General features: G+C 47.3%; 6 protein-coding genes. All 6 read left to right on the top strand.

Translation table 11 applies throughout. The features are described 5' to 3' along the window. The first annotated feature begins 42 nt into the window (after positions 1–42). The 6 genes from MHI52_RS22170 to MHI52_RS22145 are packed head-to-tail and all read left to right on the top strand — an operon-like array spanning position 43 to position 24,720. The gene (locus tag MHI52_RS22170; protein WP_405159410.1) at positions 43–16,836 is read left to right on the top strand and encodes an amino acid adenylation domain-containing protein; all 16,794 of its coding nucleotides are present in this window, start codon (positions 43–45) and stop codon (positions 16,834–16,836) included. Then, positions 16,826–21,025: a beta-ketoacyl synthase N-terminal-like domain-containing protein gene (locus MHI52_RS22165; protein WP_405157634.1), complete on the top strand. Its 4,200-nt coding sequence runs from the start codon at positions 16,826–16,828 to the stop codon at positions 21,023–21,025. Before MHI52_RS22170 ends, MHI52_RS22165 begins: the two co-directional genes overlap by 11 nt. Next, entirely contained in the window at positions 21,022–21,279 is a 258-nt protein-coding gene (locus tag MHI52_RS22160; RefSeq protein WP_017687150.1) for an acyl carrier protein, read from the top strand. Before MHI52_RS22165 ends, MHI52_RS22160 begins: the two co-directional genes overlap by 4 nt. Beyond that, a complete protein-coding gene (locus MHI52_RS22155; protein WP_036615204.1) occupies positions 21,276–22,427 on the top strand; it encodes an acyl-CoA dehydrogenase family protein in 1,152 nt (383 codons plus the stop codon). Before MHI52_RS22160 ends, MHI52_RS22155 begins: the two co-directional genes overlap by 4 nt. Beyond that, positions 22,424–23,404, top strand: a complete 981-nt coding sequence (locus MHI52_RS22150) for an ACP S-malonyltransferase (protein ID WP_405157633.1) — start codon at positions 22,424–22,426, stop codon at positions 23,402–23,404. The genes MHI52_RS22155 and MHI52_RS22150 overlap by 4 nt, the downstream gene beginning before the upstream one ends. Continuing rightward, positions 23,401–24,720 (top strand): aspartate aminotransferase family protein, encoded by a 1,320-nt coding sequence (locus MHI52_RS22145; RefSeq protein WP_253502102.1) that lies wholly within the window; start codon positions 23,401–23,403, stop codon positions 24,718–24,720. Before MHI52_RS22150 ends, MHI52_RS22145 begins: the two co-directional genes overlap by 4 nt. The last annotated feature ends 14 nt before the right edge of the window (positions 24,721–24,734 follow it).

Here is a 24,734-nt window from a genome sequence, read left to right as displayed (position 1 = left end):
TACACAGCTTGAATCTCAATTAAACGATGAGGTGTGGTCGTGATGGTACAAAAAACCGTTGAACTTTCCGAAACACAAAAGGGAATCTATTTTGATTGTCAGGTGAATGATCCCACTTCGTATAACATCTCAGCTTCAATGCAATTTGATCATCTTCAAATGGAGATATTTCGCCAATCCATCGAATTGCTTATGTATGAGCAAGTGGTGCTGCGTACTCGGATTGAGATTCAAAATGATGTACCCGTGTTATCCGTTCATGAAGATATGGATTATTCACTTGCCTTGTGGGACCTAAGTAGCGAGAATCAGGAGAATCCAAAGGAACAACAGTTAGAAGCACTGGTGGATGAATGCATCGGGACACCTTTTGAGCTGGAGAAAGGTCCTCTGTTCCGTATAATGATTGTTCAGATGGATAAAAGCCGATATATTCTGACCTTATGTATTCATCATTTAATATGTGATGGCTTGTCGCTTGAACTGATGAAAAACAAACTTATCCAGTCATATACGTGTCTTCTTGAAGATCAGCCTGTGGATGTCAAGCTGGATGAAGGATTCATCTCTTATGTTGAGGCAGAGAACAAGAAACTGCACGAAAACAAGTACTCCAAAGAGCGGGAATACTGGTTGAACAAAATGAAGGGAGTGGAACCTCTTTCTCTAAAGCACGACTTTCCAGCAGGTTCTGTACAAGAAGGGATTGGTCATGAACTGCGATTTGATATTTCGGAATCGTTAATGGCTGATATTACACAGATGTCCAAAGATAATGAAGTAACCGTTTTTATGTTCTTTATGGGTGCCTTTGGCATTCTTATGAGTAAATATGTCGGTACAGACGATATCACCTTTGCCTCCCCATATTCTCATCGTCCCGGTATGGACTTGGAAGAAACGATTGGATGTTTTGTCCATATGTTGCCTATGCGATTCCATATTGACCTCGAATCAACTCTAAAACCTCTGCTGCAACAAGTAGCCACAACCTGGATGGATACGTACAGGAACATCGGATATCCCAATAACCTCATTGTCAGAGACAGTATGTTACAGGCTCAACCCGGATCACCATCGTTGTTTGATATCTCCTTTGTTTATGATTCCTATGAGGAAGATATGCTCGGAACTCGTATTCTGGATCAGGATAAGGTTACGTTCCCAGGAGATCTAATGGTGGTGTTGAGTCGTTTACCGCAAGGTGCGCAGTTGAAGCTGCAATATAAACCGAGCTTGTTCCGTGAAGATTCAATGGAGCGAATGGGCCAACGATTTCTATATTTGCTGAATCAACTAGTAACCAATTCTGAGCAAAAAATCAGGGAGTTCAGCCTCCTGATACAAGATGAGAAAGAAAACTTACTGTACCGATTCAATCAAACTTCTTATTTTCCCTACACTCCACAACATATTATGGATATATTTCACGATAAAGTAGCACGTTTCCCGGAGCGGGTAGCTCTAATGGAAGGGAAGCAGCATCAGACCTATGCGCAGGTCAACGCAAAAGCGAATCAATTGGCTAGGCAGATCGTTGCGAGTAAAAAAAGTGATAACGCAGCAGTTGGCGTGCAGATGCCACGTTCCTCGGATATGGTCATTGCCCTATTGGCTGTATTAAAAGCCGGATGTGCTTTTGTACCTGTAGACCCTTCCTACCCTTTGTCCAGAAAGGCCTATATTATATCGGATGCAGACATATCCATAGTGCTGGCTATGCAACCCGAAAAAGATGACGAGACTCTGGATGTCCAGTACATCTACGTTGAGGGCGATCAGGCTTATACGGGGGATGTCTCAAACCTCGAAGAGGCGCTGAATCCGCATAGCCTTGCCTATATCATGTACACGTCCGGCTCAACAGGCAAGCCAAAAGGAGTCATGGTTGAAAATCATAGCGTAGTCAATACACTGCTTGATCTGGAGCGTCGTTTTCCAATGCAGGCGCAGGATGTTTACTTGCTGAAAACGGCATATACCTTTGATGTATCCGCCACGGAACTTTTCGGCTGGTTCATGGGTGAAGGCGCACTTAGTATTCTTGAGCCTGGAGCAGAAAAAGACCCTGCTCGTATTGTGTCTACGGTGGCATCACATAAGGTGACACACATCAACTTTGTTCCAACTTTATTCCGTCTTTTTCTCGAAACAATGGAGCTTCGCTCCGATCTGTCAGCATTGGAAACGCTGAAATGGATGTTTGTTGGCGGAGAGGCAGTCACGCCAGACATCATTGAGAAATTTAACAGGTTAGGCATTGGAGCAAGTCTTGAAAATGTTTATGGTCCAACCGAATGCACCATATGGGTTTCTCATTATCCGTTAAGCCATTACGAAGGCTTGGGCAATGTACCGATTGGCTACCCGCTCAATGAGTCCAGATGGTATGTCGTCGAAAATCATGATGAGCTTCAGCCGTTAGGTATTCCAGGGGAGCTTTGTCTCAGCGGTGTTGGGCTTGCACGTGGATATCTGAATCTGGAACAGATGACCCGAGACAAGTTTGTCCCTAATCCTTTCTTTCAAGAAGGACAGGACGCAGAGCATTTCAGGTACATGTACCGCACAGGGGATCTGGTACGTTCACTCCCAAGCGGTACGATCGAATATCTGGGACGCATTGATTTTCAGGTTAAAATTCAGGGAGCCAGACTGGAGACAGGCGAAATTGAGAATACCCTGTCATCCTATCCGGGTGTCATCCAGACCGTGGTAGTCATGAAATCATTTGAAGGTAGGTCCGGCTTGCTGTATGCCTACTATCTGTCAGAGCAGGAGCTGCCTTCTGTCGAATTGAGAGAGCACCTGTCTCGTTTGTTACCGGCATATATGATACCATCCGTTTTTGTACATAAATCCGAATTTCCATTGAATAGCAGTGGGAAGATTGACCGGAAGGCACTCATGGCAGATATCACGCATGCTCACGCTTCCAGTACGTTCTATACCGCCCCGTCTTCTGAGCTTGAGAAGATTATAGCCGAAGTGTGGGCCGAAGTGCTCGGAGTTGAGAGAGTAGGGCGCGATGACCATTTCTTTGAATTGGGCGGAAATTCATTTTCTGTCATTCAGGCTCACAATAAACTAAAGCATTATACCGATGTAGAGTTCCCTGTTCCTCGTTTTTTCGAATGCCCGACATTGCGTCAATTTGCCGCGCTGGGACCAAAAGATGAGGGAGTCCAGATACCGACTGAAAGGGAACAATTGTTTCAACGAAAAGACGGCATTATGCGTGAGGATATTGCAATTGTGGGCATGGCGGTGAATGTGCCGGGTGCTGAGGATATAAGGGAGTTCTGGAGTAACCTTGTTGAACGGCGGGAAAGCATTCACTTTTATAGTGATGATGAATTGAGGGAGCTTGGTGTGGAAGAAGCGATGCTGCGTTCACCTCGTTATGTCAAGGCAAAAGGACGTGCCAACGGCATTGATGAGTTTGACGCAGGGTTCTTTGACTATACTCCCGGTGAAGCCAAAATGATGTCTCCCCAATTCAGACTTTTGTATCAGGGAATATGGGAAGCGCTGGAGGATGCAGGCTGCAGACCGGATGAAGCGGGTAAGGTGGGTGTGTTCCTTGGCGGGTCCGATGACTTCGAATGGTACCGTCAAGTGCTTTTTAACGATGCTAACTATAGCAGTAAATACGAAGCATTTACGCTCAGCACCAATCATTTTCTCGCTACCCGAATGGCTTATAAGCTTAACTTAAAAGGGCCGGCCTATACCGCTCTGACGGGATGTTCTACTTCACTGGTTACACCTCATCTGGCATGTCAATCTTTGATCGTTGGAGAATGTGATGTGGCCGTGGCTGGTGGGATCACCGTGGAGTTGCCCAATGAAGGGGGTTACATATTTGAGGATGGCATGATGTTCTCCACAGATGGACACTGTCGTCCATTTGATGCGGCAGCCAGTGGAACCGTCTTCTCCAATGGTATGGGAATTGTGGTGCTGAAGCGGGTAACCGATGCTCTGAGGGATGGAGATCATATCTACGGGGTCATCAAAGGCTCAGCAATTAACAATGACGGACAAGAGAAACTCAGTTTTCTTGCTCCAAGCGTAAGCGGACAGGCTGAAGTCATTCAGGATGCTTATAAGGTAGCCGGAGTAGACCCGGAAACGGTGAGTTATATCGAAGCACATGGTACGGGAACGTTGCTTGGTGATCCAATTGAAGTAAACTCATTAACTCGGGCCTTTGCTTCCGACCAAAAGCAATTTTGTTATCTGGGTTCGGTCAAAGGCAATGTGGGACATATGGATACAGCCGCAGGTGTGGTTGGTTTAATCAAGGTAGCGCTCAGTCTTGGACAAGGTTATATCCCTGGAACAGCGAATTATGAGCAGCCTAATCCCAAAATTGATTTTTTGAATACGCCTTTTAAAGTTAATGCACAAGGGGTGGACTGGAAACAGGGCAAAGTTGGAGTCATGCGCGCAGGAATCAATTCATTTGGTGTGGGGGGCACGAATGCTCACATGGTATTGGAGGAGGCTCCCGAGATGGAGAAGTGCAGTCCGGATGATGACGTAAATATATTGCTTTTTTCCGCCAAAACGGAGTACTCGCTGAACCGCACCGCTGAACGGATTATGGAACATCTGACTCAGCAGCCGAATCAATCTGTATCGAACGCAGCGTGGACCTTGCAGTCAGGTAGATCTGTTTTTGCGTATCGTAAGGCACTCATTCTGGATAAGACATGGAAAGATAATCCGGACAAGCTGATACAGCAGCTGGCGAAAGCACGCGTATACCATTCGGCTCAAGGCACTCGTCCCGTATACTTTATGTTCCCCGGACAGGGCAGTCAGTATCAGGGAATGGGTGCAGAACTATACAGATCTACAGAGCAAGCAGGCCTAGCTCCAATCTTCAGAAGTTATATTCAGGAAATATTGGACCTTCTGCCTGCGGAAGAACGAGAAGATATGCTGTCCGTTGTATACGGGAATCAGCACCCTGAGCGAATAAACCAGACAGAGTACAGCCAATTCGCACTGTTCATGACAAGTTATGCGCTGGCCAAGTCGCTGCTGGATCTGGGCATCAAGCCAGATGGCATGATCGGGCACAGCATTGGTGAGTTGGCTGCCGCAGCGGTAGCGGGTGTGTTCGAACTTGGAGATGCTGTCAAGTTAGTTCGACTTCGCGGACGTCTGATGCAGCAACAACAACCCGGGGTCATGCTTGCCATTATGGCGGATGCACAGCAGGTGAAGTCACAACTGGAGGAAGACATGTGGCTTGCCCTGGTGAATACTACAGGTTCCAGTGTGATTGGTGGGACAGCTGAAGCCATTTCACGGATGGAAGCCAAGGCTGAAGGACTGGGCTGGAAGTGCATTCATGTGAAGACTTCCCATGCATTCCATACGCCAATGATGAATCAGGCCGCTGAGGAATTTAGACGTTATCTAGCAGAGCATTCACTTCATACGCCACAGATCCCATTACTGTCCAACACCAGTGGAACATGGGCGCTTGGAGATGAAATCACACAACCTGACTATTGGTCTCGTCATATTTTACAGCCGGTGTTGTTTGAATCAAACCTGGCTGAAGTGTTAAAGGATGAACGGGCTGTATTAATTGAAGTAGGTGCAGGACGAACGCTAAGCTCCTTTGCCAGACAGCACAGTCTATCAAGAGATTCCCAGACGGTACTGAATATGCTACGTCACGTAAGGGAGACGGAGCAGGACAGTATCTATGTGAACCGCAGACTTGCGGAGTTATGGTGCGAAGGCATTGAACCGGACTGGAAGGTGCTCAAAGGGCAGAAGGTACGACGCAAATGCTCTCTGCCTACTTATGTTTTCAACAAACAATCCTATCCTGTCAGTGTTTCTCTTTCTGGCTCATCAGCAGTGGAAGGAATGGGTACCGGGGATGATAGGCAGCATGCAGATCAGGGTAAGGGAAGTGGCTCTACTCTAATAAAAGGGACAGTTTATACTGGTGGTTCAGACCAACTGAAACAGATTGTCCTGGACGCATATCGAACGATTTTTGGCATCGATGATCTAGATGAAGAGGTTAATTTCTTTGCGGTTGGAGGAGATTCTCTCAAAGCAGTCAGCTTGTCTGCATGGATCCGATCTCATTTAGGAATTCAGCCTGAGGTAGCTGATGTTTTCAATCATTCAACGCCTATTCAACTGGCGGAGCATCTCTATGTCATGGCGAAACCAAAAGTGGACCAACAGACCATTCAATCTGCACCCACTATGGATGCTTATCCAATCTCTTCTGCACAGATGCGTATGTTCACACAAGCGATGCTTGATCCAGGCAATACGGCATACAACCTACCGTCTGCAACCATTATTGAAGGTGAATTGGACCGTATAAGAGTTGAGGCTGCTTTGCAGAAGTTGATGCAACATCATGAGGCGCTCAGAACATCGTTTGAGATACGGGGTAGTCAGATCGTTCAGATCATCCAACCTTCGGTTCGCTTAAGTATGGGCTATGCAGAGCAGCATGTGGCAGATGACCAAGAGTTGCCTGCGATAATCGAGACATTGATTCGTCCTTTTGATCTGGGGAGTGCTCCGCTTATGCGGGTTGAACTGATTAAAATAGGCGAGCGCAAGCATCTGTTATTCTTTGATATTCACCATATTATCGCGGATGGTACATCTGTCGAAATCATTACTCGTGACTTCAATGATTTATATTTTGGCAAAGAGCATGCAGTCCGATTGCAGTACAAAGATTACGCGGTATGGCAGCAGCAACGTCTCGCTTCACAGGAATACATTTCACATCAAACGTACTGGCTGGACCATCTTGGCCCTTCTTTACCTGTGCTGGAGCTTCCACTTGACCATGAGCGTCCATCACAGCGATCCATGCAAGGGGGACGTCTCCATTTCACGTTGAATCGTTCGTTGACACAACACTTGCATGAGCTGGCTTCCTCATCGGAAGCATCCATGTATATGGTAATGCTAAGTGTGTGGAATCTTCTTCTTGCACACCGCTCAGGTCAGCAGGACATTGTGGTAGGAACGCCTGTTGCAGGAAGGATGCAAGAGGAGTGGAAAGAGACGGTAGGCATGTTTGTCAATATGATTGCGATGCGGAATTTTCCAACGTTTGATCGTACGTATACTGATTTTTTACGCGAACTTAAACAACATACACTGGATGCTTTTGCATATCAGGAATATCCGTTTAATGAGCTTGTGGCACAACTGGGCGTGACACGTGAGTTGAACCGAAATCCGGTATTTGATGTTTGTTTTGATTATCAGAACATGGATATGCATGGACTTGAACTTCATGGTTTGCAATTCAGTTCTTTTCCGGTGGAGACGGGTACGTCTACTTATGATCTGTTAATGACCTGTCAAGAAAACAGGGAGAAGCAGGTGATTGAAGGATATATCGAATACTCGCTCGATCTGTTCGGCCGGGACACAGTTGAAGGTATGATGCAGGAGTTTATCGGACTCTGCCAAGAGGTTGTAAAACAGCCTGACCTGTCTGTGAGTGAACTGTTTGAGAGAAACGAACGTTCTCATGAGCACCCAGTCCATCGTCTTGCTGGTCCACGTCTGGATTACAATCCTAGGGTAGGTCTGCATCGGCTGTTCGAGCTACAGGCAGAACACACGCCAGACAAGAAAGCTCTCCTTGTATCATCCGGAGCCTCTTTTACCTACAGGGAGCTTAATGAAAAAGCTAATACGCTGGCTTGGAAGCTGATTGATCAAGGTGTGCGCCGGGATGAACCTATAGGCATATTATCCAGACGAGATGAATCGTTGATCATTATGCTATTGGCGGTGCTGAAAGCTGGGGCGGCTTATGTGCCTCTGGACCCTGCTTTTCCGCCACAGCGCATCGTGAATATGATTGAAGACAGCCGAATGAACGTATTGCTGTGTACGCCTGATGCAGAAGGCACAGTGACTTTTAGCGGAGAGCGATTTGTGTATGATCCAACTGCCCAGGATGTGCGCTCATCCGTTAACCCGGACGTAAGCCTCCTGTCTTTGGACCTGTCCTGTGTGATTTTCACCTCAGGATCGACGGGGCGTCCCAAAGGGGTGATGATTACTCATGAGGCGATGGTCAATTTTGTTGAGGACATTAGGCACCGACATATTTTTGCACATGAGACAGATCGCATCATCAGTGTAACGACCATATCTTTTGATATTTTCGGATTTGAAGTGTGGGCACCATTATGCACCGGATATTCGTTGTATCTGGCCAATGAGCAGGAGCAGCTTGACCCGGCTCTTGCTTCACGTCGAATACGTGAACATGGTGTTACACACATTCTTAGCACGGTCTCACGTATTAAGGCATTTGTCGAAAATCCAGAATTCGCTCATGCGTTGGGCAATCTGCGGTGTGTTCTTACCGGAGGGGAAAATGTCCCTGTGGGACTCCTCACCGATCTGAAGCGGCTTACGCCCGCTCGAGTCTTTAACATGTATGGACCAACGGAAACTACGATCTGGTCAACGACCAAAGAATTGAATGACACAGCTGCGATTACGATTGGCAAGCCCATTACCAATACAGAGATTTATATTCTGAATGATGAAGGTGAAATACTGCCACCTGGAAGTTATGGAGAGCTGTGCATTGCAGGAAAAGGATTATCCCGCGGTTATCTGCACAACGCTGCTGAGACCGATGCCCGATTCATTGCAAACCCCAATGTTTTGGGAGGCCGTTTATACCGAACTGGCGATCTGGCCCGTATACTGCCGGATGGGGATGTTGAGTTAATGGGACGGTTGGATCAGCAGGTGAAGATTCGTGGCTACCGGATTGAACTGAATGAGATTGAGCAGGCAGCGATGAATTATGAACGTGTAAGAGAAGCTGTCGTTAAGGTAGAAGGGGCCGAGCCACATTCATTGCAATTAATCCTTTTCTACAGTCTGAAGCCTGGGAGTGGGCCTTCCGTTATGGAAGATGAAGACGTACAGCTTCGGACCTGGTTAAAGCAGCGGCTTCCACAGTACATGATGCCTTCTCGCTTGATTCGTCTGGAAAATCTGCCTGTGCTGCCTAATGGCAAACTGAATCGCAATGCCCTTCGTCTGGCTGATTTTGAGCCGGGAAAGAGGGATAACCCGGCTCTGGTTTATGGCTCATCGATTCAAGGAATGGAGCGGGCAAAAGTTGATCTGGAGCAGATGCTCATTGCAACGTGGAAGGAAATATTGAATCTGGATACGGTTAATATCCATGATCACTTTTTTGACATCGGAGGCAACTCGCTGGGGCTTATTCTGATCAATAATCGGCTGAATGCCTATCTGGATAAAAGCGTTCCGCTGGTGCAATTGTTTGAGCATTCCTCCATTGCAGCACTGGTCAATCATCTGGTGGCTGAGCAGATGCTGCCGACAGTTACACAACAGGTACAAGAGGAGAGCGGACATATCGCTTCGGCTGGATATTCTGTTACGGACCCGGAGCCGACAACAGCTCCAAAAGAGTATGTAATGAGCACAGTTGAACACAGCAAAGTGGAACAGAGAAGACCAGATCAGGGCAGACCGGAACAGAGTATCCCGTTTGCTTCAGAACACAGTAGCAGAATTTCTTCTTCCTCGGATATCGCAGTCATTGGTATGGCAGGGCATTTTCCCGGTTCAAGAAATATCGAGGAGTTCTGGGATAACCTAATGGCAGGTAAGGACGGTATCACCCGTCTGAATGAGGAGGATCTAACCGCTTCGGGTGTACGACCGGAAGACTTCAAACATCCCGATTATGTACGGGCCAAAGGTGTACTGCAAGACACTGAGTATTTTGACTCCGGATTTTTCGAATATCCGCATCAGGAATCCAACATGATGGATCCGCAAATCCGGCTGCTGCATCAGTGCTCATGGGAGGCGCTTGAGCATGCCGGGTGTGATCCTTACAGTTATGAGGGATCTATAGGATTGTTTGCCGGAAGTGGACTGAGCTTACCATGGATGGTGCAATTTCTGGGTCGTTCCGGTAATTTGTTACAGGCTTTTGAAGCCATGACTTTAAATGAAAAGGACTATATTACAACCCGAGTATCTCACAAATTAAATCTGAGAGGGCCGAGTATGGCCGTACAGACCGCATGTTCAACTTCTTTGGTCGCTATCCACCAAGCTGCTGAATCATTGATTCGGGGAGAGTGTGATGTGGCACTTGCGGGAGGTGTCTCTATCTCCTATCCGCTCAAAGAAGGTTATCACTGGCATGAAGGCATGATTTATTCAAAAGATGGTCATTGCAGACCGTTTGATGAGCAGGCATCTGGTACTGTGTCTGGTAATGGATGCGGAATGGTTGTGCTCAAGTCACTCCGCGACGCGCAGAGAGATGGAGATCATATCTATGCAGTCATTAAAGGTTCAGCGATTAATAATGATGGCATGGACAAAATTGGATATACGGCACCAAGTGTGGCCGGGCAGGTCAAGGTTATTCAATCAGCCCTGCATCGTTCGGGAGTGTCTCCAAAAGAGATCTCCTATCTGGAGGCGCATGGAACAGGAACCAAACTGGGGGACCCGATTGAAATTGAAGCGCTCAGGCAGTCATGGGGAACAGATCGTAGAAATTATTGTGCTCTAGGTTCTGTGAAAGCCAATATTGGGCATCTTGATGCGGCAGCAGGTGTCGCCGGTTTTATTAAAACCGTACTGACGCTTTATCACCGGGTGGTGCCGCCACAGATTCACATGAATCGGACGAATCCGATGTTGGAGCTGGAGCATAGTCCCTTCTATATCAACAAGGAGCCACAGCCATTAGAAGACGCGAAGCGTATCCTGCGAGCAGGTGTCAGTTCGTTTGGGATCGGGGGGACCAATGCTCACGTCATTCTGGAGCAGCCGCCCGTCCAAGAGAGCCAAGCCAATTATGAATCATTGCTTCTGCTGCCCTTCTCGGCCAAAAGTGAATCTGCGCTGGAACGCACGTATGATTCGGTTCTACAGGCAATCCATGCATTGCCGGAGCAGTTGCCCAATGCTGCGTGGACGCTACAGAAGGGAAGAAGCAGATTCGTTCATCGTAAAGCGCTAATCGTTGTAGACGGTTATATTCCGCCAAGCGAGCAGTCTGTAGAGTTTGAGACACAGGCAAGTGTGATGAATGGGAAGCCTAAGGTCATGTTTTATCTCAGCGGAAATGCAAGTTGGGAAGCGCGCAAGATTCGGGAACTATATGCTTCTGTGTATCGCAGCCAGGTCTCAGAGATATTCAAACAGCACTTTGAAGAGATACTGAACCTCTTTGAGTCCAAGGAACAGTATGCCATCCGCCAAGGCATAGGGCGATCGTTAATCGATTCAAGGCTTGAGCGCATGCAGTGCTTTGTTGTGCAATATGCTCTTTATAAAACCGTGATGCAGCTTGGTATCAAGCCGGATGCTGTCTGTGGACAAGGCGTTGGCGAACTGGTGGGGTTGGTTATTAGTGATGCACTTGATCCAGTACATGCCGTGGGGCTTTTATACAATCTGGAGCATTGGTCACTAGAAGAAGGAGCATTGTCAGATGCTTTGACAGGAAGGATGACAGATGCAACTGTAACAGACCATGCGTCGAGTATTGCACCACTGTTATCTCCAAATTTCCTGTTTACGCTGCTAAATCGCAAGACGCTTTCTGAATCTGCTGGGCATACGCTGTGGATCGTTTCGAATCAGCTGCAGGATACAGAACAAATAGCCCCGGATTCATTTTCAGAGCCAAACATCATTGCTCTTACTGGAGATCGTCAGAGCTTGCTTGAGGCAGACGTGTATTTAATGAAAGTACTTGCTTTGTGCTGGTGCTCTGGCATGGAGCTGGATTGGGAACAGTTAAACGGAACGGGGCGTAGGCATAAAATCTCCCTGCCGACGTATTCCTTTGATCCTATTGTTCATCAACATGATGTTGCGTTGTATCAGCTTGCAGGTATGTCACAGGTTGCAGCGGGTTCTATCGCAGCATTAGACCAATCTCCATCTGGGAAAGTCAGGGTTCAACGGACTGATGATGAGATAAGGCATGTATTATCGCAATTGTGGCAGGAGTTGCTTGGTAATGGAGCAGTCGGCCTTGAAGATGATTTCTTTGAGCTTGGGGGTCATTCATTAAAAGCGATTTCCTTGGCGTCGAGGATTAAAGAAATGTTTGGACTGATTTTGGGGCTGGAAGAGGTTTTTGATTATTCTGTGTTTGAACACATGGTTCAATGGATTGCTGAACATCAGGTTACAAGTGACTCTGATTCAGTGAACCCAATCTTGCCTGTTACTAAGAAAGAGAAATACAAGACCACTTCTGCACAGCGAAGAATGTATGTGGTGCATGAGTGGATGAAAGGTGAGAGTACGGCGTACAATCTCGCCAGTTCCTATAGGGTAAGGGGAAAACTTGACCCTACCCAATTCAGATTAATAATGGATGCACTGGTAGAGAGACATGAAGCATTCCGTACCAGATTTGAAATGATTCACGGTGAGCTCTTCCAGGTTGTCGAGGATCAGGTTCCAAGCGTGGTGGAATTGCTGGAATTAGAAACGGCAGGGTTAGAGCAGGTCATGGAATGGATCAAGCCTTTTGATCTGACCAGCGCACCATTGGTTCGTGTTAAGCTCATTCGCCTTTCTCAAGAGGAACACATCTTATTCATCGACATGCATCATATCATTTCGGATCAGAGTTCCATTGCTATCCTGATGCAGGATTTTGCTCGCATGTACAGAGGAGAAACATTGCAATCTCTTGATATTCAGTATAAGGATTATGCGGAATGGCGTGATGAAGCTGCGTCACATGGACAATCTGTTGAAGACGCCGAGTTTTGGATACGGGAATTCGAGGACATGCCTGCACCGGTTGAATTGCTTACAGACTTCCCAAGACATGGCGCGTCATCCTACAGCGGAGACAGACGTTCCATTGAACTTGGTGAGTCGTTAAGCACACAGGTCAATGACTTCTGTACTCAACAAGGGCTTACACCCTATATGTTGTTTATGGCAACTTTGAATCTATTAATCTGGAAGTATACGGGTCAAGACGACTTGGTCGTTGGTACAGCGGTTGCGGGGCGTGAGAAGCCAGAACTCAATAACGTTATGGGTATGTTCGTGAACATGCTTGCCATTCGCACCAGCATGGACAGAGAATGCTCCACAGAGGCGTATTTGAATGAGATGCGAGGCAAGCTGTTATCCTGTTATGAGCATCAACAATATCCTTATGAAGCACTGGTGGAACAACTTGGTCTATTCGGTGATTTAAGCCGCAACCCCCTATTTGATGTGGTGCTAAATTACATTAATATGGGAACCGATGATCCTGAAGCCGGGGAACTGATGCTTGAACCATGGGTCGAAGGTAAGGTGGATGCCAAATTTGATCTGACTTGGACACTGGTCGAACATAAACAATGTTACACGGTTGAACTTGACTATCGCTCAGATTTGTTTAAAGCGGAGTCCATGGAACTGATGCTGGATAAATTCCGGTATATCCTGTCTCAGATCACAGCAGGGGATAATGAACGAATTGGTCAGATTAAGCTCACTACACCGGAGGAAGAGGAATGGCTGCTGTACGGAGTCAACGATAATGCTGCCCAGTATCCGCGAGATGCGACCATTTCCCAATTATTCGAGGAACAAGTTCATGTGCATGCACAGAAGACAGCATTGGTCTGGGAAGGCGGTGAATGGAGCTATGCGGATCTGTATGACCGTGTTCAGTGGCTGGCGTTCAGGTTGCTTGGACAAGGGGTGAAATCAGGCTCTAGTATTGCTCTCATTCTGGACCGTGGACCGATCCAGATGATCAGTATTCTTGCTACACTCCAAGTGGGTTGCAGTTATGTTCCGATTGACCCGGCTTCGCCGCCATCGAGAATTGAATTTATTTTGCAAGATTGCGATGCGGCTGTGTTATTGACTGAAGCGGCGTATGCCTCCACGTGGCAATCTGTAGTTCCTTGTATCGTGCCGGCAGATGAACTGGCAGCATTTGATTCAGGAGACATCCAGGAGCCTGTTGAACATATGAACAAGACCGCTCTTGACCCGGCTTATATCATTTATACATCAGGGTCAACAGGAACCCCAAAAGGGACTGTGATGAGTCATCGCAATGTGACCAAAGTTATGAAAAATAGCAATTTTGTCACCGTTGTGCCAGAGGATCGTATCCTGCAAATTTCTAACTATGCGTTTGACGGTTCCATTTTCGATATTTTTGCTTCATTAATAAATGGCGCTACTCTTGTATTAATCTCAAAAGAGACCATTTTGGATATGGCTCGTTTGGCGGATGTCATCCAACAGCAACGGATTTCAGTATTTTATATTCCGACATCCTTGTTTAATATGCTGGTGGATTGGGATGCTGAATGCTTGAAGAATGTGCGTAGAGTGATGTTTGGTGGTGAAGCTGCATCGGTGAGTCATGCCAACAAAGCGCTTGCATGCGTGGGGCCGGGCAGGCTGTTAAATGGATATGGGCCAACGGAAGCAACCTTTTTTGCCTCCTACCACTTATTACAGCAAACAGAGCCTTATACTGGCTCACTGCCCATAGGTTACCCCCTGTCTAACACAGCTTTGTATGTTCTGGATGATGAGCTGAAGCCTGTGCCACCCAACGTTCCAGGTGAACTGTATATCAGTGGGGATGCGGTGGGTATTGGATATCTTAACCGTGAGGATCTTACGCGAAAACACTTTCTTGATGATCCCTTCCGCAAGGGAGAACGAATGTATCGGACAGGTGACATCGTCAAACGTCTGGCTGATGGCAGTCTGATTTTTATTGAACGTTCGGATTTCCAGGTCAAAATCAGAGGTTTCCGCATTGAGTTATCGGAGATAGGCAATTGCATGGAGCGTCTTTCGGGTGTTCGTGATGCCTTTGTCATGACAGTTACAGAACCATCAGGAAGTCTATACATTGCCGCTTTTTATACAACCGATACTGGAGCAGATGCTGAGTATATTCGAAGAGAACTTCACCAGCAGCTGCCAGAGTACATGGTGCCTGCACGAATTATTCGAATGGATCATCTTCCGATTAATGCCAATGGCAAAGTGGACCGAAGGGCATTGTCCGAGCATTTGGTTGAAGAGCAGCAAAGGTCTCTGGAGGTGAGTTCACCTCGGGCAAAAACAGAGCGTGTCATTCTTGCCGCCATGCGACAGATCCTGGGTAATCCAGGCATTGGTGTGGAAGATCACTTCTTTCAAAATGGGGGGCATTCGCTCAAAGCGATTGCATTCACTCAAATTTTGGCAAAAGAAGGAATTGCCATCAATGTGAACGAATTATTCCAATATCCGACAGTTAGAGGACTTGCCAAATTGGTAGATATTAATCCTCCGGCGTCAGTTTGGTCCGAAGATAGCCTGCATATTCAGTCCCCGATAGTCATACCACAGGACATAACACTTCATGAGAAACAACTGGACAGCCTGGTCCTGCATGTCTTAAACAGCTGCAATCAGGTTTCATCTTTTATGGCGGGCATGACCCCTATGGGTCAATTCCCACTATCTCCAATTCAACAAGCACATGCTTCTACGACTTCACGAGCAAGCGGATTTACAACAACCCTGGAAGGCGAATTGAATGAACAAGCTGTAAAACACCTGATTCTTGGGGTTATATCCCGGCATCAGTTGCTGCACAGCATGATATATGAGGAAGAACAATTGTATTGGCATCCATGTGATATGTCGTTAGCGGCGGACATGCTGCAACAGCTTATCCCATATCTTGATATTCGTCATTATGCTTTGGCTACGATTGAGCAGTTGGAGTACAAACTGGTTCAGTCTCTGTTACACAAAACGTATACGTTGAAGGAACTACCTTGGCGTCTGTGTATTTTGCGTACAGGAGCCACAGAGCATAAGCTGATTTGGAGTTTTGATCACCTTGCGTTTGATGGTATGAGTGCCCAGATCATCAAGCAGCAACTTGAATCGAAGGCATTATATAGACCGCAAGGTATAGAGATCGAGAGTGATCTTCTGTACCAAGTACGAAATTATGAGGATTATGTAAATTTTCTGTCTCAAGGCCCCATAGGGGTATCAGAAGATGAAATGGAGAAACAATTTTCGCTTCAGGCATGGAATAGATGTAACACCATCGTCATGAACAAGTTGAAGGAAACAGAAATATTGTCGCCTTCAGCGATGACTGTTGAGTTGTCCCTTGCAGGGAAGGAGCCTGCAGATGTTTGGTGGACATGCTTTGAAAATTTTTCCAACATCATTGCGGCTTATCTGAACATAAGCCAATTGCCAATAGCCCTGGTGCATTACGGAAGGGAGTATGGCGAAGAATCCTACTATGATTATGTGGGAGAATTCCTTGATCTGATTCCAGTGCTGGTAGACAGTGAATTCACACAGGAAGATCTGTTGGAACGTCTGGAATTTACGAAGCGACACAGCATTAACTTTATGGCAATTACACATGATTCTTCCCTCTCGGCACAATATGATGGCATACAGGAACAATTGGGAACTGCCTACAGGCAAGCAGAACAGGAGCCGCGTCAGATGATTCTGTTTAATTATCAAGGCTTCATCTCCAGCAGCGAAGCGATCTCAATGTTGTCTCAGTCGTCGGATGACCAAGATTCGAATTCGGGACTCGCCCAATTCGAATGGGTTATTCGCTACGACGAAGAGTGTCTGTACGTACATCTGGCCTGTCAGGCTGGTCTGGACATCAAACGTATGAAACAGCTGATTGATGACAAGCTTGGTAGCGATGTGAGAGTGGTAGTTCACAATGAGGCAATGGAGGTGCAACATGTCCAGTAAATCCATACAGCGAGGACCCGAGCTGATTGTGCCAGAACATTATTCAACAGTGGCTGAGATGCTAATCTACATTGCAGATACTCATCCAGAAAAGGGAATGACCTATATCAGCTCTTCAGGTGACGAACAGTTTGAATCATATCCTGAATTACTGATGCAGGCGCGCAAGTACCTGCAGTCTCTTCAGGAGCAAGGCATTCAACAAGGACAGGTTGTTATTTTGGAAATTGACCAGTCACAGGAATTTTACCGTACATTTTGGGCTTGTATGCTGGGGGGCATTATTGTCGCCCCGGTCAGTCCTCCGGCTGCCTGGGAACCAGGCTCAGCCGGTCTGGAAAAATTCACGAAAGTGTGGGAGGTACTCGGGCGTCCAGTCGTTATCGTCGAGGAAGCCTACATGCCCAAGTATAAACAGCTTGCGGAAAGTCCGGTATTCAAAGGTCTTATGTTGATTAGCGTGAACCAGCTTCAAGCAGGCCAGCAGATGGCTGATCTATGCCCAACCTCTCCTGATGACATTGTGTTCCTGCAATTCTCATCAGGAAGCACGGGAATTCCCAAAGGTGTGCAGTTAACAAATCACAATATTATCGCCAACAGTATTGCATGCAAGACTTTTCTTGGAGCTGAAGAAGGAGATAATGTGTTTACCTGGTTGCCGCATACGCATGATATGGGGATATTTGGACAGCATCTGACACCCGTCCTGAGTGGAGCCAACATCATGGTGATGTCACCTTATACCTTCGTACGGTCGCCTTATCTGTTCTTGCGCAAGATTACGGAGCATCAGGGAAAATGGTTTTGCTGTACCAATTTCGGTTTCGAATGGATGGTTCAGAAGATCCCGGATTCCAAGCTCTCAACGCTTGATCTGTCTTCACTGCGTATGACCTTGAATGGTGCAGAGCCTATATCAACGTCTGTTATCGAGCGATTTGTCAAAAAATTCAGCTCTTGTGGCTATCGTTCCAATATGATGTTTCCTGCGTATGGCATGGCAGAAGCGACAGTAGGTGTATGTACCTCCAGACTGGGGGAAGAGCCGCGAATTGAACGTATTTCGCGTTCGCGGCTGGTGCAGGAAGGACTGGCTGTGCCAGTACAGCTGCCTAGCAGTGATAGCCATACTTCGGATGTGATCGAATTTGTTCATGAAGGATATCCCATGACAGGGATTCAGATCCGGATTGCGGATGAACAGGGGGAAGTGCTGGATGAACGGGTTGTTGGCGAAATCCAGATCCGTGGGGAATCGGTAACCTCCGGATATTACAGTCTCCCGGAGATCAATCGTGAAATGTATGTGGATGGGTGGCTTCGCACTGGAGACTTGGGTTATATGGCTGACGGCTCCCTAGTTGTAAGCGGACGAATCAAGGACATTGTGTTTATTCGGGGACAGAACCATTATGCGCATGATCTTGAAGAAATTTTGTACCAGAATAGCAGCATTCCGAGAGGGAATCTGACGGTAGTCGGGCACTTTAACAGCCTCAAACAAGTAGAGGAGCTGCTTGTATTTGTTAAATACAAATCGAGCGCTCCACAGTTTCTGGAGATACGACAGGATCTGATCCAACGTATGAGGGCTGGATTGGGTATTGAGATCACCCATGTTCTCCCAATCAAGGTTATTCCCAAAACGACGAGTGGCAAGGTTCAGCGCTTCATGCTGAGAAACGAATATGAGCGTGGAGTATTTACCAAGGACATCGAGGCCATTGAAGAGCTGATTCGCGAAAACACACAACAGCAAGGACACGAGACGGTTTCCACATCGTCTTTGGAATATACCGTACGTAAAGCCTGGGCCGAAATTCTTCAATTGCCCGCAGGAAAGATTGAGATGGATACTTCTTTTCTTGCACTTGGAGGCAATTCCATTCTCTCCTATCAATTACTTGACAAGCTGTCTGCACATATGGGACGTGAATTAGGACAAGAACTACTTGTTTTTTGTAGTACAGTACGTGAGATGGTGGAATATCTGCAGGAACTTCCAGCAGAAACGAAGGACTCTGAACAAGCTGAAACAACAGATAATCACCTGAATGTACAACGTGCTATTGCTATTACCGGACTGTCTCTACGTCTGCCTGATGCCGACACCCAAGAGCAGTTCTGGGGCAATCTGGTTAACGGGTTAGATAGTGTTGACCGGGTTAGTTTAGAGCGTGCAACACGTTCCAAGCAACCCGGTTGGGATGACTGGATTGGGGAACTGAAGCAACCGGATACGTTTGATCATGAGTTCTTTGAAATCCCGTCTGAACAAGCTGCATTTATGGATCCGCAGCATCGCAAGCTGCTGGAAGTTGCTCATGAGGCGCTGGAGGATGCGGGTATGCTCGTGGACCATGAGGATAAGCGTGATGTGGGTGTGTATGTAGGGATTAACCCAAGCACATACTTCGATCTGGTTATTGATTATATGAACCGGAGTCTTGGAAAGGCTGTTCATTCTCACGCTATGGTAGGCAATATGTCCAATATTGCAGCGGCCTCCATTTCACACATGTACAATTTTACAGGCCCGGCACTGTCCATAGATACAGCATGTTCTTCTTTTCTGGTAGCACTGACACAAGCTGTGGCGGCCATTCAGGACAAGCGTATCTCTGGGGCAGTTGTAGGTGGAGCGAACATTTTGGCTACACCGCATGTTCATCAACTATCACGCAATGCTGGAATCTGTTCTTCCACTCAACATACGAAGGTATTTGACCGGGAAGCAGATGGTTCAGTCTTGGGAGAAGGTGCTGTTGTTGTATATCTGGAGCCGCTAACAGAGGCAATTCGCAACAATAAACATGTTTATGGTGTGATTCGCGGGACAGCGGTGAATAACGACGGATATTCCCTGGGCATTATGGCACCCAACCCTCAGGGGCAATATGAGGTACTCCGTGCCGCTTATCGCGACGCCAACCTAAACCCGAGCGAGATTTCTTATATTGAAGCACATGGATCGGGGACAAGGATTGGAGATCCAATTGAGGTGAATGCCTTGCTCCGACTGTTCCGGGAAAAGGGATATACAAGCGATAATTCGATTGGATTAGGTTCAGTCAAAACCAATATTGGTCATTTATTTGCAGCCTCCAGTGGAGCCAGTCTTGCCAAGGTTCTTCTCAGTATGCAACATGGGGAACTGGCACCAAGTCTGCATATGGATAATCCGAATCCGGCCCTCCGACTGGAGCAATCGCCGTTCCATATCGTTAGCGAGCATAAAACGTGGGATGTACCTGAAGGAAAAACACGGAAGGCAGGCATCAGTTCATTTGGCCTGGGAGGTACGAATGCCCACATTGTGCTGGAAGAATGGAAAGCCCCTGTCCGTGCAGCTGCCTCGGCACGCGGCCAATTGTTAACGTTCTCTGCGAAATCAGAACAGGCTTTAAAAAAGCTGATTGATAACACGGAGCAATATGTGAAGAAACATGCGGACCTGGCACTAGAGGATCTTTGTTTTACCCGGAACAGATATAGAAAACATTATCGGTATCGTGCAGCAGTAGCTGTCAGCTCAACCGGAGAGTGGAACATCGAAGAGATGGAATTTGGCTTCAAGCTTAGAAACCGAGCTGCTCGTGTCAATATTGTGGTTGGGGGGCATGAGATTCGCGGAGAAGATGAGGCTCAAGCTCGTAAGGTAATCAGGCCAGACGATTCTAATGAAGATACCGTATCAACCTTGAACTACTGGGTGACTTTGCTTGAGACACTTGTACGTCTGGTCCCTTCCATTCAAGAGATTCGAGGAATAGCTACAGGAGAGGAACTTGTATCCAGTTTACATCTGGATGGCGAGGAACATCACAGCGCTCATGCAAGCCAATCCATTCCAGTGTACAACAGAGTGACGTTAGACAGTCTGCAAGACACACCTGGCAAGATGGCAAACGCCGACATTGTAATTATAATTGCTGCAGATCAGACAGTGCAGCAGCTCGAATACAGTGGCAAGGAGAGCTTCATCCGCCTGTCTGCCGAGCCGACACTTACCATGGAGGATCAGCTTGCTTTATTGCTGGGACAGCTTTATGTACGTGGTGCTGCGCTGGATTGGGAACAGTTACACCCGAATGGCTCTGGCCAGATTGTACATCTGCCAGCACATCCATTCGAGCCGTATGTACATTGGATAGATGTGAATCAGGGAACGGAGGTCATGATATGACAAAAGAAGAAATTGAGCTTTTTATCAAAAGCGAGATTGCTGCAGCGTTGAATCAGGAGCCAGAGGACATCGATGAAGAGATGAATTTTTTGAAAATTGGTGTCTCATCTGTGCAGGCGCTCAAGATCATTAACCGTGCACGTAAACATCTTCAAGTTGACATCAGTCCGGTTGCGTTGTTTGAATACAAAACAATTGCCGAGTTCGCCGCTTATCTTAATGAATCTCTTCTTCAAGAGGGGGTTGCCGAATGATTGAAGCGGATGTAGAGCAAGAGATCATTCATGAAGCTGAATTGTTTGCTGCCCGTGAAATTCGTCCTTATGCTCAACAGATTCAAGAGCAGCAAGCCATTCCCAGAACATTGATCCGTGCCATGGCTGAAAAAGGTTACTTGGCTGCCTCGATCCCGGCTGAATATGGCGGCATGGGTCTCGGTCCTAAGGCGTACGGGCTGTTGACTGAAGTATTTGGCAAGGCTCTTCCAGCCGTTCGCAGCTTGTTAACGGTACATACTTCACTTGTAAGTGAAACTTTGGTACGTTTCGGAACGCCTGAGCAAAAATCGTCCTGGCTGCCCAAGTTGGTGAAGGGAGAATGGATTGCTGCCTTTGGCCTGACTGAACCGGAAGTTGGTTCAGATGCCAAAAGTGTAAAGACCGAGTGGAGAGAAGAATCGGACTGTTATGTTTTGAATGGAAAAAAGAAGTGGATCACGTTTGGACATCTGGCAGATGTATTTATCATTATTGCCTCGAATCAGGGACGAAGCACTGCTTTTTGGGTCGAACGCCAGTTTGAGGGGGTACAGACCCAACCTATCGAAGGTGTCATGGTTGCGGGAGAGACAGGTATAGCTGAGATTGATCTCCATGAGGTGCGTGTACCAAAGAATCACATTATTGGACGTCTGAATGAAGGTTTTGAGTACATCGTAACCGGGGCGCTGGACCAGGGCAGATATAGCATTGCCTGGGCAGGGCTGGCGATTGCGCAGGAAGCGCTGGATGCCATGGTGACTTACTCAAGGAAGCGGAAGCAATTTGATCAGAAGCTGAGTCATTTTCAGCTGATTCGCGGCATGATTGGAGATGCGGTGACAAAAGTCCATGCAGCACGAGCATTATGTTTACGGGCAGCCGAGCTGAGAGAAGCCAAGGACCCGCAGGCCGCCATGGAGACAACGATCGCCAAATATTTTACGTCCAAAGTTGCTGTTGAAGTTGCAAGTGATGCGCTACAGGTTCATGGTGCGAACGGAATTAGTAACCAATATCCTGTTGCCAGGCTGTATAAGGAAGCCAAAATTCTGGAGATTATTGAAGGTTCCTCTCAGATGCAGCAGGAGATGATCTCGCATTACGGATTAAAAGCCTATTACAAGCGTGGCGGTAGCGTATGACGTTCTGTGCGCTATTTCCCGGGCAGGGAAGCCAGTATATCGGAATGTGCAGCGAGTTGTTGGACAGTGAGCCGGAGGCGAATCAGATCTTTGCGGAAGCGAGCGAGGTGATCGGATTTGATTTGAAGGCACTGGTTATGGAAGGGACCCTGGATCAATTGACGGTCTCTGAATATGCTCAGCCTGCTGTACTGACGGCAAGCTACGTTTTATTTGACTCATTTGTTCGCCGGACTGGAATGACTCCAGATTATGCAGTAGGTCACAGTTTGGGGGAGATTTCGGCTTTAGTAGCGGCGGGAGCATTGCGATTTGCTGATGGGATCCGTTTTACAGCTCAGCGTGGTGCGTTGATGCATCGCTCCATTCAGGAGCAAAAAGGAAGAGCGGGTATTGTCGTTGATGTAACCCAAGCAGCGCTTGAAGAATTAGTCGAGAATATTCGTCAGAACGAGTATGTGACGATCTCCGGTTATAATTCACCGGGACAGTTTGTCGTCGCAGGTACTGCGAAGGGGCTTCAACTGCTGGATGATCAGGTGGATGGCTACGGTGGGGAATTCATTCCTTTTCGCATGATGCCAATGAAGGCAGATGCACCTTATCATAGCGAGTTGATGCAGTTCATTCAGCCTGAGCTTGAAGAGATGCTTGCAGGGATTTCCTTCTCTGCACCGGTGTTTCCCATCTGCTCAACAGTACATGGTGAGTTCATTCGCGGAGCCGAGGACATTCCTAAGTTGCTGAGCAAACAGCTTTTGCAACCCATTCGCTGGAATCAGGCATTGGCACGTGTTCAAAATCTGGGAGCGACGGTATGGATCGATATCGGTCCAGGCCAGAGCGTAAGAAATATGCTGGCTGAGAATAACACCTTGCCTGCAGCCTATTCGCTGGATGATCCGCAAGATCGGTCCAGGTTACTGGAGCGATATGAAGCAGTAAACCAGACAAGTGGGGGAGGCGATAAGGGATGATCACGGAGATGATGCAGTACAATCAGCGGGTGAAACAATGGCTGCCTGGAGGTGTGCACTATAATTTTCACCTTCCTTGGGAAGAGACACCGCTCCATTTCAAGCATGCTTCCCGAAGCAGAGTGACGGACATGAACGGCAACGAGTATTTGGATCTATATGCCCGCTTTGGTGCCCTCATCGTTGGCCACGGCAACGAGGAGTATAACGAGTGTCTGAAGGATACCATTGACCGTGTTCTTTCCGTAAGTCATTGCGATCTGGATGCAGAGGCTCTGGAACTGATCCATCAATATGTACCTTCAGCAGAGATGATTCGTTTTGGGTTATCAGGCACGGAGATTGTCCAGAATGCACTTCGTCTTGCCCGGGCGTGGACAGGTAAAAATCGCTTTGTACGTTTTGAAGGCCATTATCATGGCAATGCGGACAATATTATGGGTGGCAAGACTGCACGTACAGGTCTGCCTGTGCCTTCAGACTATCCTGGTGACATGAAAGGAACAAAGGGGAGGGCAAGGGATGCCATGGAATCTCAATCCTACCTCCTGCCATGGAATGACGCACCCCGTCTGGAGGAACTATTTCGCCAGCATGGAGACGACATTGCAGCAGTAATCATGGAGCCGGTTTGTGTAAATGGAGGCGGAGTCATGCCTGCTCCAAGTTATCTGCAAAAAGTGAGACAGTTATGTGATCAGTACCAGGTCGTGCTCATTTTTGATGAGATTATAACAGGATTCCGTATGGGTCTCGGTGGTGCCCAACAGTTATTCGGTGTAACGCCTGATCTGACTACACTTGGGAAGGCAATCGCGGGTGGCGGAGTTCCAGTGTCAGCCCTGGTTGGCCGAGCGGATATCATGAAGTTGCTTGTAGACAAAAAAGTAATTCATGCGGGTACGTTTAATGGCTATCCATTAGGTACAGCTGCTGTAAAAGCTACGCTGGAAATGTTGGGACGCAATGGAGGACAGGCGATGCACAGCATGAACCGCCACGCTGAGATGATGCATGACATACTCTGCCAGGAAGCAGTGAAGGTAGGTCTGCCTTTAATTGTTCAAGGGCCGTCTGGCTGTGCTTCTTATCACTGCTGCACGGAGCCGCTTACGGATACGGCTGATTATACGTTTGAATTGATGTCTTTTGATATTTTGTTAAATAGCAAGCTTGCTGAGCACGGTATTCTGGTATCTACGCTCTCGCGGATGTATCCGAATATCTTGCTTGATATGCAAGATGTTGCCTGGTTCGGTGAGCGTGTCCCTGCAGCGCTTGCAGAAATGAAAGAGATCTACGACGAGCTGATCTGATGGTAGCTCAATAA

Source organism: Paenibacillus sp. FSL H8-0283 (assembly GCF_045040675.1).
Taxonomy (GTDB): Bacteria; Bacillota; Bacilli; order Paenibacillales; family Paenibacillaceae; genus Paenibacillus; species Paenibacillus amylolyticus.
This window is presented reverse-complemented; position numbering and strand designations above follow the sequence as displayed.

Bases quoted from the DNA above. Each gene is read 5' to 3' on its own strand.
- MHI52_RS22145 (WP_253502102.1), top strand. From the start codon at position 23,401: ATGATCACGGAGATGATGCAGTACAATCAGCGGGTGAAACAATGGCTG.
- MHI52_RS22160 (WP_017687150.1), top strand. From the start codon at position 21,022: ATGACAAAAGAAGAAATTGAGCTTTTTATCAAAAGCGAGATTGCTGCA.
- MHI52_RS22170 (WP_405159410.1), top strand. From the start codon at position 43: ATGGTACAAAAAACCGTTGAACTTTCCGAAACACAAAAGGGAATCTAT.
- MHI52_RS22150 (WP_405157633.1), top strand. From the start codon at position 22,424: ATGACGTTCTGTGCGCTATTTCCCGGGCAGGGAAGCCAGTATATCGGA.
- MHI52_RS22155 (WP_036615204.1), top strand. From the start codon at position 21,276: ATGATTGAAGCGGATGTAGAGCAAGAGATCATTCATGAAGCTGAATTG.
- MHI52_RS22165 (WP_405157634.1), top strand. From the start codon at position 16,826: ATGTCCAGTAAATCCATACAGCGAGGACCCGAGCTGATTGTGCCAGAA.